Annotated in this window: 12 protein-coding genes; 8 read left to right on the top strand and 4 right to left on the bottom strand. The window is 58.6% G+C overall.

What is annotated here, in order from left to right; all coding sequences use genetic code 11:
* Positions 1-92 precede the first annotated feature (92 nt).
* The 3 genes from ACQY4M_RS05130 (at position 93) to ACQY4M_RS05120 (ending at position 3219) form a co-directional block, all read left to right on the top strand.
* A protein-coding gene (locus ACQY4M_RS05130) for an IS3 family transposase (protein WP_428539245.1) occupies positions 93-1225 on the top strand; the annotation gives its coding sequence in 2 pieces (ribosomal slippage) (positions 93-345 and positions 345-1225; 1134 coding nt in all).
* A gap of 329 nt (positions 1226-1554) precedes the next feature.
* Complete coding sequence (locus tag ACQY4M_RS05125) at positions 1555-2805, top strand: IS256 family transposase (protein ID WP_428539230.1); 1251 nt, start codon at positions 1555-1557, stop codon at positions 2803-2805.
* A gap of 18 nt (positions 2806-2823) precedes the next feature.
* Complete coding sequence (locus tag ACQY4M_RS05120) at positions 2824-3219, top strand: Hint domain-containing protein (protein WP_428541647.1); 396 nt, start codon at positions 2824-2826, stop codon at positions 3217-3219.
* Here ACQY4M_RS05120 and ACQY4M_RS05115 read toward each other — a convergent pair.
* Together ACQY4M_RS05115 and ACQY4M_RS05110 are read right to left on the bottom strand one after the other, a co-directional pair.
* Entirely contained in the window at positions 3208-4461 is a 1254-nt protein-coding gene (locus ACQY4M_RS05115; protein WP_428541644.1) for a vWA domain-containing protein, read from the bottom strand. The two genes, ACQY4M_RS05120 and ACQY4M_RS05115, sit on opposite strands and share 12 nt — an antisense overlap.
* A gap of 21 nt (positions 4462-4482) precedes the next feature.
* Positions 4483-5568, bottom strand: coding sequence for an ABC transporter ATP-binding protein (locus ACQY4M_RS05110; RefSeq protein ID WP_428541641.1), 1086 nt, complete (start codon positions 5566-5568; stop codon positions 4483-4485).
* Between the two features lie 163 nt (positions 5569-5731).
* Between ACQY4M_RS05110 and ACQY4M_RS05105 the strand changes: the two genes are divergently transcribed.
* Complete coding sequence (locus ACQY4M_RS05105; protein ID WP_428539221.1) at positions 5732-6775, top strand: IS5 family transposase; 1044 nt, start codon at positions 5732-5734, stop codon at positions 6773-6775.
* A 124-nt stretch (positions 6776-6899) separates the two neighbouring features.
* Positions 6900-7211, top strand: a complete 312-nt coding sequence (locus ACQY4M_RS05100) for a YciI family protein (RefSeq protein WP_428541638.1) — start codon at positions 6900-6902, stop codon at positions 7209-7211.
* A gap of 37 nt (positions 7212-7248) precedes the next feature.
* On the opposite strand, the gene ACQY4M_RS05095 is transcribed toward ACQY4M_RS05100, so the two are convergent.
* Positions 7249-8475, bottom strand: coding sequence for an IS256 family transposase (locus ACQY4M_RS05095; protein WP_428539582.1), 1227 nt, complete (start codon positions 8473-8475; stop codon positions 7249-7251).
* A gap of 177 nt (positions 8476-8652) precedes the next feature.
* On the opposite strand from ACQY4M_RS05095, the gene ACQY4M_RS05090 reads away from it, so the two are divergent.
* Both ACQY4M_RS05090 and ACQY4M_RS05085 read left to right on the top strand, forming a co-directional pair.
* On the top strand, positions 8653-8889 hold the full coding sequence (locus tag ACQY4M_RS05090) for a hypothetical protein (protein WP_428541635.1): 237 nt from the start codon (positions 8653-8655) through the stop codon (positions 8887-8889).
* On the top strand, positions 8780-9943 hold the full coding sequence (locus ACQY4M_RS05085; protein WP_428541632.1) for an RNA polymerase sigma factor: 1164 nt from the start codon (positions 8780-8782) through the stop codon (positions 9941-9943). The genes ACQY4M_RS05090 and ACQY4M_RS05085 overlap by 110 nt, the downstream gene beginning before the upstream one ends.
* Before the next feature lie 109 nt (positions 9944-10052).
* Here ACQY4M_RS05085 and ACQY4M_RS05080 read toward each other — a convergent pair whose 3' ends face one another.
* The gene (locus ACQY4M_RS05080) at positions 10053-10958 is read right to left on the bottom strand and encodes a LysR family transcriptional regulator (RefSeq protein WP_428541629.1); all 906 of its coding nucleotides are present in this window, start codon (positions 10956-10958) and stop codon (positions 10053-10055) included.
* Between the two features lie 159 nt (positions 10959-11117).
* Here ACQY4M_RS05080 and ACQY4M_RS05075 point away from each other — a divergent pair, with 159 nt between their 5' ends.
* A complete protein-coding gene (locus ACQY4M_RS05075) occupies positions 11118-14522 on the top strand; it encodes an indolepyruvate ferredoxin oxidoreductase family protein (RefSeq protein WP_428541626.1) in 3405 nt (1134 codons plus the stop codon).
* Positions 14523-14538: the final 16 nt, after the last annotated feature.

Below are 14538 nucleotides of genomic sequence, written 5' to 3'. Positions count from 1 at the left end.
GCGGGCGATAAGACATTTGGTCGTGTAGAGGTGGTCGCGGAAATTCGGACCAGTTGTTAAGGTGGATCGACTTATGAGAAAGACGATTCAAAATGACGAAACGAAAGAACCATTCTCCCGAATTCAAAGCCCGCGTTGCGCTTGAAGCAATCCGCGAGGAAATGACGATGGCGGAGCTGTCGAAGAAGTATGGTGTGCATCCAACCCAGATTGGCACATGGAAACGAGCAGCGATTGAAAACATGGCCACGGCATTTTCCAGACGGGGCCGTGATCCTGATCGGGTTGATGAAGCCCAGATTGAGAAGCTGCACTCCAAGATTGGTCAGCTGGTCGTGGAACGGGATTTTTTAGCCAACGCCTCGCAACAGTTGCTCGGGAAGCGAGGCAAAAAATGGTGAGCCGTGAGCATGATCTGAGTGTGCGACGACAATGCGGGCTACTTTCTCTGGCGCGCTCGAACCTGTATTACCAGCCAAAAGGCGAAAGTGCTGAAAATTTGCGGTTCATGACAATAATCGACAAGCAATTCTTGCAGACGCCGTGGTATGGATCACGGCAAATGGCCCGGCACATGCAGCGCCAAGGTTACAAGTGTGGTCGCCACAGGGTCCGCCGTTTGATGCGGCTGATGCGGTTGGTTCCGATCTACCAGACGCCCAACACGAGCAAGAAACATCCGCAGCATAAGATCTACCCGTATCTGCTGCGAGACCTGACGATTGATCGTCCAAACCATGTGTGGTGCGTAGATATCACCTACATTCCGATGCAGCGCGGGTTCCTCTATTTGGTCGCGATCATGGACTGGCACAGCCGCAAGGTTTTGAGCTGGAGATTGTCAAACAGCATGGAGGCAGATTTTTGCGTTGAAGCCCTGAAAGAGGCTATGGCCAAATACGGCAAGCCCGATATCATGAACAGCGACCAGGGCAGCCAGTTCACCGGGTTTGAATGGACGCAGGCGCTGAAAGAAGCCGACGTGAAAATCTCGATGGATGGCAAAGGTCGCTGGGTCGATAACCGGATGATCGAGCGGCTTTGGCGATCCTTGAAATACGAATGCATTTACCTCAACGCATTTGAAACGGGTTCGCAGACCCGCGCCGGGATCGGGAAATGGTTGGCTTACTACAACACCGAGCGCCCGCATTCCACCCACGGAATATTGACCCCGGATGAAGCCTATGACAGAAAAACAAAACCAATGAGTTTGGCAGCCTAAATGAAACCCTGATCCATCTTAAACTGGCTGCTGACTGGTCAAAAAAGTGGGACCACCTCTTGTTTCGCAATTAGTAAACAGTTCAAGTCTGTAGTGGCTCGTAAATTACGGCTGACTTCAATCGGGCTGGACACGGAGCGATAAACAGACGATCTTAAGCATTAAGACGGGCTCCAATAGGCTCCGAACGATGGTATTGCCCGTGCGGTTGGAAAGGTGGTTTCAATGAGTCTTTGAGTAATGCCCGAAAGTTGGTGATGGGGTGATTGGGTGGCATATCATGGCGGTGTTGACGCGCCGCGATTCTCAGAGAGAAAAGGATATGCCACATGGAAGACGATACTATTTTGGAGTTTACCGATCCAGCCGGAATTTCACCTGATCCGCTGACGGATATCTTGCGCAAAGGCGCGCGGGATCTGTTGGCACAGGCGGTCGAGGCCGAGGTTTGTGATCTGATGGCGCAACACGCGCATTTGAGGGATTCGGCCGGTCGCCAGCGCCTTGTTCGCCACGGATACCTGCCGGAGCGCGAGGTGATGACGGGGATCGGCCCTGTCCCGGTGAATGTGCCTCGGGTGCGTGATCGTGGCACGGGGGCGGAGAAGATCAGGTTCACCTCGACGCTTCTGCCGCCGTATCTGCGCCGGGCAAAGTCGGTCGAGGAGTTGTTGCCCTGGCTCTATCTCAAAGGTATTTCCACGGGTGATTTCGGCGAAGCACTGGCGGCCCTTCTGGGGCCTGATGCGGGTGGTTTGACATCGAGCACGATTTCGCGCCTGAAGGCGGAGTGGTGGGCAGAATACGAGCGTTGGAACCGGCGTGACCTGTCGGCCAAACGCTATGTGTATTTCTGGGCCGACGGGGTTTATTTCAAGCCGCGCACGGATGCTGACAAGCAATGCATGCTGGTGATCATCGGCGCGGACGAGTGGGGTAACAAGGATGTTCTGGGCCTCGTGGACGGGTATCGAGAAAGCAGCCAGAGCTGGCGTGAACTGCTGCTGGACTTGCAACGTCGTGGCCTCAGAAAAGCCCCTGATCTGGCCGTTGGTGATGGCGCGCTCGGCTTCTGGAACGCCTTGCGGGAGGTGTTCGGTGAGACCCGGGAGCAGCGCTGCTGGGTGCATAAAACCGGCAACGTCCTGAATGCCATGCCGAAGTCGCTGCAAGCCAAAGCCAAGGGCCATCTACAGGACATCTGGATGGCCGAGAACAAACGGGACGCCGAGGCCGCGTTCAATTTCTTCATCGAAGCCTATGGCGTGAAATACGAGCGTGCCGTGGGGAAGCTGACCAAGGACCGGGACGTGCTGCTGACCTTCTACGACTTCCCTGCCGAGCACTGGAAACACATCCGCACATCCAACCCCATCGAAAGCATATTTGCCACCGTGCGGCACCGAACGAAGAAGACCAAAGGCTGCCTCGGGCGCAAGACCGCCTTGGCAATGACCTTCCGCCTGATGATGTCGGCAAAGAAGAAATGGCGTAAACTCGACGGCGCATTCCGATTGCCGGAAATCATCGAAGGGGTTGAATTTAAGGACGGGATCAAGCAGGAAAAACATGCCGCCTGATTACTGCGTCACCAACTTTTGGGCATAGCTCACCACCGTTTGCTGATTTGCTCTAAAATTGCCAAACGGATGTATGGCATGCCCGAGGTTCTGGCCCCCGCAAAAGACCTGACCGCAATCGAAGGCATCGATGTGGCACCTATAACTGGTGACATAACCTATTATCATATCCTGATGGACAAGCACGAGATCCTGATTGCGGAAGGAGCGCCCGCAGAAAGCCTGTATCTGGGCACCCAGACCCTGCATGCGATCACGCCCGCAGCCCGCACCGAATTACGTCTGATTTTCGGGAATGGGTGGGATCATTTTATCGAAAGCCCGGTCTCGGCACGCCTGTTGGTGAGCGGCCAAAAGGCGCGCAACATGGCGGGGCGGCACCGCAAGAACAACCAGCCGGCCCTAACCCTGTAGCGCAGCCATGAGGCGGGATTTTTCGCCCATGTCATCAGGTCGTGAAATCGCCTGCGCCAGTGCCTCTAATGACGCAATATTATGCCCCGCGCGAAAGCTGTCCACATGCGGCAGCATCGCCGCGATCCCGCGGGCCTTGGGGGCAAAGCCATCCCAGCGCAGCAGCGGGTTTAGCCAGATCAGGCGGCGGGCAGACAGGTGCAGGCGCTCCATTTCACGCCCCAGCGCCCCCGCATCGTCGCGGTCCAGCCCATCAGTGATCAACAGCACCACCGCCCCCTGCCCCAACACCCGCCGCGACCAGTCGCGGTTAAACGTATGCAGACAGGCCCCGATCCGCGTGCCGCCTTCCCAGTCCTGCGCCTCGGCCCCCGCCGCCGCCAGTGCCGCATCCACATCACGCGTGGCCAGATGGCGGGTGATATTGGTCAGGCGGGTGCCAAAGGTGAACCCGTAAACCCTGGACCACCCCGCGCCCTTTTGATTGGCCACAGCATGCAGAAAATGCAGCACCGCGCGGGAATAGTGCGACATGGACCCGGATATATCGCAGATCACCACCAGATTGGGCCAGCGCACACGGCGCTTTTTCACCGCCAGCGCCTGCACCTCGCCACCCTGCCGCATCGCATCCCGCATCGTGCGCCGCCAGTCCAGCACCCGCCCGCGCGCATCCGCCTGTGTGCGCCGCGATTGCAGCGGATTCACCGGCAGGGTCAGCCGCGCCAGCATCCGTTTTGCCTGTGCCATTTCCGCCACGCTCATCTGTTCGAAATCCAGCGTGCGCAGCCGTTCCTCGGGCGACATGGTCAGGCTGGCGTCGATCTCGATCTCGCTTTCGCCTTCTTCGCCCACCTCTGGCACATCGCGGGTGACGCCATCCAGCAGGGCCTCGGCGGCGCGTTTCTCGGCGGATTTGGCGGCGCGTTCTTCCTGAACCCCGCGCACGGCAGGCAGCATCATTGCCATCATATGTTCCAGATAGCGCGGATCGCGCCAGAACAGGCGAAATACCTGATGGAAGGTCGCACGCTGTTCGGGTTTGGAAACGAAACAGGCGTGCAGACACCAGTAGAAATCGCGCTGGTCCGAAAACCCCGTGGCTTGCACCGCATGGATCGCCCCGATCAGCCGCCCCGCCCCCACCGGCACACCGGCGGCCCGCAAGGCACGGGCAAAGCGGGTGATGTTATGCACCAGCTTGCCGTCTTCGGGAATTTCAAGGGGCAGGTATTCAGCCATCAGCACGGTTGCTTTCTATGTTTACGCCGTCTTGGGAAACACGAAACACCGCGCGCGTGGCAGGGTCAACCACATCACGGTTCCCTCGGCGGGCAGAAACACTGACGGCACGGTCGCCTTCAGAACCGAGCCGTCGGCATCCATGCGGAATTCCACAAGGCTCTCGCGCCCCATGAACCGGGCTCGCATCACGCTGGCCCGCGCCGCCACGCCATCGCTGGCGGTCGGGTTTGGGCCACGTCCGCCGCGATCAAAATCAATGCGGATATGCTGCGGGCGGGAAACGATTTCCACTTTGGTGCCATCGGGCACGCCGGGGGCAAGGAACTGGCCAAAGGGCGTTTCCGTCAGCGCCCCTTTAACAGTGCCCTCTATCACATTGATATCCGAGAAAAATGCCGCCGCTTTTTTGTCGCGCGGGCTGTTGTAGATGTTATAGGGTGCGCCCTGCTGGATGATCTTGCCATCACGCATCAGGGCAATTTCATCGGCCATGCGCATGGCCTCGTCCGGCTCGTGTGTGACCAGCAAAACGGCAGTGCCTTCTTCTTTCAACAGGTCCAGTGTTTCGTCGCGGATGCCGTCGCGCAAGCGGTTATCAAGGCCGGAAAACGGCTCGTCCATTAGCATGATTTTCGGGCGCGGGGCCAAGGCGCGAGCCAGCGCCACCCGCTGTTGTTCGCCGCCCGACAGTTGGTGCGGGTAATCTTGGGCGTGATGCGCCAGCCCGACCCGTTCCAGCAGTTCCATGATCCGCGCATCAACCCCGGCGCCTTTGCGCGGCAGGCCAAAGCCCACGTTTTGCGCCACGCTTAGATGCGGGAACAGCGCGAAATCCTGAAACATCAACCCGATCGATCGCCCCTCGGGCGGGATGCGGAATACGGTGTCACACACCAGTTCACCATCGGCGTATATTTCGCCGCTGTCCTGCATTTCGACGCCCGCAATGATGCGCAAGGTGGTGGATTTGCCGCAGCCCGAAGGGCCAAGCAGACAGGTCACCTGCCCCGGCTCGACCCTTAGGGACACACCATCAACCACCCGCCGGCCATCATAGCTGCGGATGATATTCCTGATTTCAAGACGTGGAGGTGTCTGTACCAAGTGCCGTTTCCCTTTCAAACCCGATCAAAACCATCGGGATTGAAAAACAGCTATCAGCCTGCCGTGGTTACGACAAGACTTAACAAAGACCTCTGCATAACATCGGGATTCCCCCGGGTTGGCCGTTTTGGTAAGCTAGCCGGGAAATCTCTGGGGTGAATAGATGGACCTTTTCCTGCACGAAGCGGCGGCACGGATCGGCGCGGATGACGTTCTGTCGAAGATCGACGCGCTGATGGATTGGAACTCGTTTTTGCCGATCCTGCGGCGCGGTCTGGGGCGCTCGGGGATCGGGCCTCAGGGCTATGATCCGCTGGTTCTGTTCAAGTGTCTTCTGGTTGGCCAGTGGCACGGGCTGAGCGACCCGAAGCTGGAGCGGGCCTTGAAGGTGCGGCTGGATTTCATGCTGTTCTGCGGGCTCGATCTGCACGCGTCGGTGCCGGATGAGACGACCCACTGCCGGTTCCGCAATGCGCTGGTCCGGGGTGGCGTTTACGATGAGCTGCTGGCCGAGGTCTGCCGCCAGATCGAGGCGCATGGGCTGAAGCTGAAAGAGGCTGAGGCGGCGATCATTGATGCGACCCTGATCGCGGCGGCGGCGCGCCCGCGCACCCATATCGACGCCCCGCAGGACCGGGCAGAGGACGGGGCAAGGGAAGGGACGCCGGATGATCCGCCCGAGGTCTCACCCGACGGGGCACAGCTGCATTTCAGCGCCGACCCTGATGCCCGCTGGGTCAAGAAGGGCCGCAAGAGCACGCTCGGCTACAAGGGCTTTGCCCGCTGCGACGAAGAGGGCTTTATCGACAAGGTGCACACCACGCCCGCCAATGCCGCCGAAAGCCCCGAATTCGCCACCATGATCGCGGGCGCAAAGGCGCAGCGGGTGCTGGCCGACAAGGCCTATGCGAGCAAGGCCAACCGCCAGATGCTGCGCGGCAAATACCGCGACGGCATCCTGCGCAAGGCAGCGCGCGGCCGCCCCCTGCGGCAATCGGAGAAACGCTTCAACCGGCTGATTTCGAAACGCCGCTTCCGCATCGAGCAGACTTTCGGCACGATGAAACGCCTCTTCGGCCTGCAGCGGGCGAGATATTTCGGGCGCGCCAGGGTGCATGCCCAGATGGTCATGGCCGCCATCGCGCAAAACCTGCTCAAGGCCGCAAACAGGATCACCCTCAACCCGCAAACCCCCGCAATCGCATAGCCCCAAACCCCGCCACCCGTCTGTCCGCCGGACCCGCAGGGGCGCAAGGTGGGCGGCCGAAATCTTGCTTCAACCGAAAGCCATGGCCTCATGCAGAGGTCTTATTAATAGTAAAGGAAACGCTATGAAATATCTTGCTTTGATCTATTCTGCACAGGATGCCGGCCCGCAACCCAATACACCGGAATTCGGGCAGTTGATGGGCGGGTATCAAGCCGCCGGCAAGAAATATGCCGAGGATGGTGTGATGCTGGCAGGCGAGGCCCTGCAACCGGTCGAAACCGCCACCAGCATTCGCATCCGCGATGGCAAGGCCGAATTGATGGACGGCCCTTTTGCTGAAACCAAGGAACAGTTGGGCGGGTTTTATCTGTTTGAATGCGACACACTGGATGACGCGATCAAACGGTTGTGTCTCGAAAGTGGTGGAAATTGATTTCAGGCACCTCCGAGCGGGTTGAGTTATGCGCCGGTCAGGCGGCTTGGTCAAGGGTTGCGTCGGCGACGGGCTGAGCGAGCGTTTCCCAGCCATCGACCTTTCGCATGACGATCTGCCCCGAGGCCATCAGAGCCCAAAGCAGCATCGGCACGGTCTCGGCGCATGGCAGCACGGTCTGGGTCTTGATGCGGCGGCGGAATTCCTCGTTCAGGCGTTCGATCGCATTTGTCGTTCTGGCCGATTTCCACTGGCCTTGTGGCAGACGCGTGAAGGTGAAAAGCTTATCTCCTGCTTCTTCCAAGCTGTCAGCGACGGCCTTGCATTTCAGCCGCCATTTTCGCAGAAATGCCTTGCGGCGGGTGGCGATTTCCTCGGGTGTTTTGGCGTAGATCATGTCGCGGTAATCTTCTGTCAACTCATCATGCATACGCTTGGGTGCCTTGGCCAGAAGGTTGCGGTGCTTGTGCACCGTGCACCTCTGGATCGGCAGATCTTCACCCCAGAGGGCAATGAGAGCGACCTCAAGTCCCGGTGCCCCGTCCACGATGACAAATTCGGGCCGTTTCAACCCGCGCGCATCCAGATCGTTGATGAACTGACGCCAGGCGGAGGTGCTTTCGCCGCCCATGTTCATCAGTGATAACAAGACCTTCTGCCCATCCCGGCGCACGCCAATCGCGGCCAGAACCGAGATATTGGTGGCCTTCCTGTCAATCCGCGTTTTGATCACGGTGCCGTCCAGGATCAGCCGCACGATGTCTTCATCCGCAAGGCTGCGGGCGCACCACGCCTGCCAGTCCACCTTCACCTTGCGCCAGGCGCGGCTCACCACATCCTTGCTGACCGCCCCCTGAAACAGGCCGAACAGGGCGCGTTTTACCCGCCGTGTGTTGGTGCCCGAAAGGTAGACAGCAGCGATCAGCGCCTCGGCCTTCTTCGTCAGCCGCTGGTAGCGGGGCAATGCCTTCGAGCGCCATTCTCTGGCCTTGCCGGCCTCGCCTGTGATCCGCGCACGCGGCACGCGCACCGTTTCGGTTCCAAATGTTCCGACCAGTTGCCGCTCGCGATGCCCGTGGCGGTATCCGGCCTTTGCCCCGCCGCTGCGGCCATACCGGCAACGGCCCAGAAACTGCTCCAGCTCCTCTTCGAAAACCGCCTCGATCGTCGCGCGGATGTTCTGGCGCAGCCGGTCTTCAATCGGGTCATAGCCTGCTTCATTGGCCAGTAGCGCGGATGTCGATGTTGCTGTATTCTTTGTCATGGCGTGATCTCCTTGGCGGTTCTAGCCGCCGGTTGGGTGGCTTCGATGCACCCGGAGATTACGCCGTCCTCGAATTTCCACCAAACTCGCGACACTACCCGATCAAATACGCCAAGATGATCCCGACCGCCGAATACGGCACGGTCGAGGTCCGTCCGGTTATGACATTCGACTGATATGATAGCCGCCCCCGATGTCGTGCATACGGCGATTGACTATACCCTGCGTCAGGACAGGGGGCGGCTGATTGCGGCTTTGACGGCCGCAATTGGCGATTTCGAGCTGGCCGAGGAATGTTTGCAGGATGCGATTGAAACCGCTTTGGAAATGGCTCGACAGCGGGATACCGAAATCGCGCCGTGGCTGGCTGTTGCAGGTGGCGCGGCGCAAGGCGCTGGACCGGTTCCGGCGTGACAAGGCGCTGAAAGAGAAATCCGCGCAAATTGCAGTGCTGGAGCAGGCCGAGGCAGACGCCCCCGCCGAGACCCACGACATCCCTGATCATCGTCTGCGGTTGATATTCACATGTTGCCACCCGGCGCTGGATGAAAAGAGCCGCGTGGCCCTGACCCTGCGCACCCTTGGCGGTTTGACGACCGAGGAAATCGCCCGCGCCTATCTGGATAAGCCCGCGACGATGGGGCAGCGACTGGCCCGCGCGCGTAGCAAGATCAGCAAGGCGGGGATTCCATTCGAAATTCCGGATGGCGAGGCGTTGGAGGAGCGGATCAATTCCGTTTTGTCGGTGATCTATCTGATCTTTAACGAAGGCTATGCCGCCAGCAGCGGGGATGCCCCGATCCGGGTTGACCTGTGTGACGAGGCGATTTTTCTGGCACGCCTGATGGTGCAGCTATGCCCGGATGCGCCCGAGGCCGCGGGATTGCTGGCGCTGATCCTGCTGACCCATGCCCGGCGAAAGGCGCGCTATCGGGCTGGGGCCTATGTGCCGCTAGACGAACAGGACCGAACCCTTTGGGATGGGAAACGGATTGCCGAAGGGCAGGGCGTTCTGGAAGCGACAATGAAACGGGGGCAGGTGGGACCGTATCAGTTACAGGCCGCTATCGCCGCCCTGCATTGCGAGGCGGCAAGCGCCAAAGATACCGATTGGCCCCAGATTGCCGCCCTATACCGGTTGCTGGCGCAAATGTTGCCCAGCGATATCGTGCAACTGAATCTGGCGGTGGCGGTTTCCTATTCGGACGGGGTGGAACAGGCGCTGGAAATGCTGGAACCGATGGCGCAGCGTTTGGAAAATTACCAACCCTACCACGCCGCAACGGCGGATATGTTTCGGCGCGCCGGGCATGTTGAATTGGCACATGCGGCTTATGAACAGGCACTGACCCTGACAGAAAATGAAGCCGACCGTGCATTTCTTCAAAGCCGCAGATCAATACCTGCCGATTTGCCAAAAAAAAGGCCGAGCTATAAAGCTCGGCCGAAGTCCAACAGGGAGGTATGAAACCAGCAAGAGTTGCCTCGATTACTGCCTTCATGAGTGTTATTTAGGTTGGCCAACCGGCGCTTTCAAGGGATATGGTTGAAAACCCGCTATGCATTCAACGCATAGCTTATTTTTTAATCTCGGCGCGCATCCTTTTGCGGCGTGCAATGATTTCTTCAGTCACGAAATCACGAAACGCAGCAATGCGTTTGGAGTGGCGCAATTCCTCGGGGTAGGCAAGGAAAACAGGGATGTCACTGGATTCCATCTCGGGCAATACCCGCACCAGATCGGGGAAATCTTCGGTTACATAATCCGGCAATGCCCCGATTCCAAGGTGGCTTCGCATGGCTTGAAGAATACCAAAGTAGTTGTTCACCGTCAGCAGCGAGCGCACACCGCCGCTTAACAGTTTGTGTGTGAAAATCGAACTTGCGCTGACCTGCTGGGCGGTTGTGCTTTGGCAAATCAAACGGTGCGTTTGCAAATCTTCGGGTTTTTCCGGTGTGCCGTGTTCGTCCAGATATTTGCGGGTTGCGTAAAGGCGCATGTTTACATTCATCAGGCGTTTGCGGATCAGGTCGGCCTGTGACGGCTCTTTCATACGGATGGCCACGTCGGCCTCGCGCATGGGCAGATCCAGCACGCGTTCCTTCAGGATCAGGTCAATACGCAGGTCAGGATAGTTTTCGTATAGTTGTGACAGGCGCGGGGCCAGCCACAACAGGCCGAAACCCATCGTGGTGGTGACGCGCAATTCGCCGAAAACCTCGTCGGCGCTGTCGCGGATGCGGGCGGTCGCCGCTTCTAGCCGATGATCAATTGATTTGGTGGCATCAAACAGCAATTCGCCCTGTTCCGTTAGAATCAGCCCGCGTGCATGGCGGTGGAACAGGGTGGCGTTCAGGCTTTCTTCAAGCGCGCGAATTTGTCGGCTGACGGCTGATTGCGACAGATTCAGAACCTCGCCAGCGCGTGTCAGGCTGCCCGCATCGGCCACTGCGTGAAATATTCTTAGCTTGTCCCAGTCCATAACGCCCCAACAATTACTGATAATGCCAGATTTTGAAACAGAATTATCCACTGAAGCATCAGGAAAGGAAAGTGCAAACCATCACTATTTTTTGCTTGGTAGGTCAAAGTTTATGACCTATTGTTGTGCTATACTGCGTCTAAGGGGAGAAGCCGCACGATGACCGCTCAAAACATCAGTCTGAATGATCGTTTCGATCTTGAGAAGTCGCCTGTTCTGTTAAACGGCACGCAGGCGCTGGTTCGGCTGATGCTGATGCAGCAGGCGCGGGATGCGGCTGCGGGGCTGAATACGGCGGGCTATTGCACCGGTTATCGCGGATCGCCTCTTGGAGCCGTGGATCTGCAAATGCAGCGAGCGCAAAAGGTGCTTGAGGCGTCCAACATCACCTTTCAGCCCGGCATGAACGAGGATCTGGCCGCCACAGCGATCTGGGGCACGCAACAGGCTGAACTGCGCGGCGAGGGCAAATATGATGGCGTGTTTTCGCTGTGGTATGGCAAAGGCCCCGGTGTGGACCGTTCGGGTGATGTAATGCGCCACGCCAATATGGCCGGAACCAGCCCGCATGGCGGGGTGGTGATGGCGATGGGCGATGATCATACAGGCGAAAGTTCGACCACCTTGCACCAGTCCGATTGGGCGATGGTGGACGCTTATATGCCGATCGTATCACCTGCCGGAGTGCAGGAAATTCTGGATTACGGGCTGTATGGCTGGGCGCTAAGCCGCTTTGCCGGTGTCTGGACCGGTCTGAAAGTGATGAAAGATACCATCGAGGTCACAAGCGTGGTTGATGGCCATCCCGACCGGATGCAGTTTGTCAAACCAAAATTCGAGATGCCCCAAGGGGGACTGAATATTCGCCTGATCGATACGCCGGTTTTGCAAGAAGCGCGGATGATCGACTACAAGAGGGTCGCCGCAGAAGCCTTTGCAAAGGCGAATAAAATAGACAAACGGGTTTGGGGAAAAGCGGGTTCGAAAATCGGCTTTGTGGCGGCTGGGAAAAACTGGCTGGATCTGACTCATGCGATGGAATTGCTGGGGATGGATGCCAATGAGGCCGATCGGCTGGGCATCACCACTTACAAAATCGGCCAGACCTGGCCGCTGGATATGGACAGTTTTCGCGACTGGGCCGAGGGGCTGGACCTGATTGTGGTGGTCGAGGAAAAGCGCAAGCTGCTGGAGGTGCAGATCAAGGAAGCGATCTTTGATGACCGGCGCGGGCGGCGGGTTTACGGCTGGCGGGATGATCGGGGTAATGAATTGTTCCCCACCCGCATGGCATTGGACCCGATTATGATTGCCGAAAAGATCGGCGGCATCCTGATTGACGAAGGACGCGGCACGGACCGGATCAAGGCTGGTCTGCAACTGCTGGACGAGGCCCGCACAGCCGATAACGCCGAAGAAATCGCGGCCCGTTTACCCTATTTCTGCTCGGGTTGCCCGCATAATTCCTCGACCAAAGTGCCCGAAGGCAGCCGCGCCTATGCAGGGATTGGCTGCCATTACATGGTGCAATGGATGGACCGTTCCACCATCGGTTTTACCCAGATGGGTGGCGAGGGGGCAAACTGGGTCGGTGAATCGTTGTTTTCCAACACGGATCACGTGTTCCAGAACATCGGCGATGGCACCTATAACCATTCGGGCATTATGGCGATCCGCTCGGCCGTGGCGGCGGGCACCACGATGACCTACAAAATTCTGTACAATGACGCGGTGGCGATGACCGGCGGACAGGCGAACGAAGGCGATCTGGACGCCCCGCGCATTGCCCGCGAGGTTCAGGCGATGGGGGTGAAACACATTGCCGTAGTCTATGACGAAAAAGAGGATATTGACCGTGGTGCGTTTCCAGCGGGGCTGGAGTGGTACGAGCGTGCCGAGCTGATGGATGTTCAGCGTAAATACAGTAAAATCAAAGGTGTGACGGTCATTCTTTATGTCCAGACCTGCGCCGCTGAAAAGCGCCGCCGCCGCAAGCGCGGGCTGTTTCCCGACCCTGACAAGCGGGTGTTTATCAACCCCGATGTCTGCGAGGGTTGCGGCGATTGCGGTGTGCAATCCAACTGTGTGTCGATCGTGCCGGTTGAAACCGAACTGGGGCGCAAACGGGCGATTGACCAGTCGTCCTGCAACAAGGATTTTAGTTGCATAAACGGCTTTTGCCCCTCTTTTGTGACGCTACAGGGCGCCACCCCGAAAAAATCCGCGACCGCGCAGATCGATCTGCCGGACCTGCCCGAGCCAACCGTGCCCGCTATTGACGGCACCCACAACGTGGTGATCACCGGCGTTGGCGGCACCGGCGTTGTCACCATCGGCGCGATCCTTGCGCAGGCCGCGCATATCGACGGCAAGGGGGCCGGTATGATGGAAATGGCGGGCCTCGCGCAAAAGGGCGGTGCGGTGCATATCCACCTGCGGCTGGCCAACGCGCCCGAGGATATCGACGCCATTCGCGTGGCTTTGGGCGAGGCGGATGCGGTTCTGGGGGGGGATCTGGTCACCACTGCGGGGGCAAAAACCATCGGGTTGATGAAAACGGGGCGCACGGGGGCGGTGGTGAACAGCCATCAGATAATCACCGGCGATTTCACCCGCGACACCGAATTCAAACTGCCGTTTGACCGGCTGGAATTGCAGCTCGAGGCGCGTTTGGCCGGAAATCTGGTGGAATTCGATGCCTCGGAACTGGCGCGGGCCTTGCTGGGCGACAGTATCTTTTCCAACATGATGATCGTCGGGGCGGCGTGGCAGCGCGGGCTGTTGCCACTGTCCTATGATGCGATCATGGCGGCGATTGAATTGAACAAGGCGGCTGTCGAGGGCAACAAGCGTGCTTTTGAAATTGGTCGCTGGGCGGTGGAATTCCCCGAGGATGCGGCCAAGGCCATAGCGCCGGTGGTGGTGGGCAAGCCTAAATCGCTGGAGGAGATTATCGCCTATCGTGCGGATTATCTGGTGGATTACCAGAACGAGGCGCTGAAATCCCGCTATCTGTCGCTGGTCGATCAGGTGCAGGATCCGCGGCTGAAACAGGCCGTGGCCAAGGGGTATCACAAACTGCTGGCCTATAAGGACGAATACGAGGTTGCCCGCCTGATGCTGGATGTGCGGGAAATGGCCAAGGCGGAATTTGACGGCGATTTCACCATGCGCTTCCATCTGGCGCCTCCGATCCTGTCTGGTATGGACGCCAACGGGCGACCAAAGAAACGCGAATTTGGCGGCTGGATCATGCCAGTTTATCGCCTGCTGGCGCGTTTGAAGGGGCTGCGCGGCACGGCGTTTGATCTGTTCGGGCGCACTAGGGAACGCAAAATGGAACGGGCGTTGATTGCACAATACGAGGCGGACATGGCCGAAATCCTGCCAAATGTCACGCCGCAAACCCTTGATATTGCGGTGGAACTGGCCGAATTGCCACTGTCTGTCCGTGGCTTTGGACCTGTGAAAATGGCCAATGAAACCACCGCCACCAAACGGCGCGAGGCGCTATTGGCGGCCTTTCGCGCGGGCGGGGCGGATATTGTGGATGCTGCCGAATAAGCCATAGATTTCCACC

The organism is Profundibacter sp. (assembly GCF_965277155.1).
Classification (GTDB): Bacteria; Pseudomonadota; Alphaproteobacteria; order Rhodobacterales; family Rhodobacteraceae; genus Profundibacter.
This window is presented reverse-complemented; position numbering and strand designations above follow the sequence as displayed.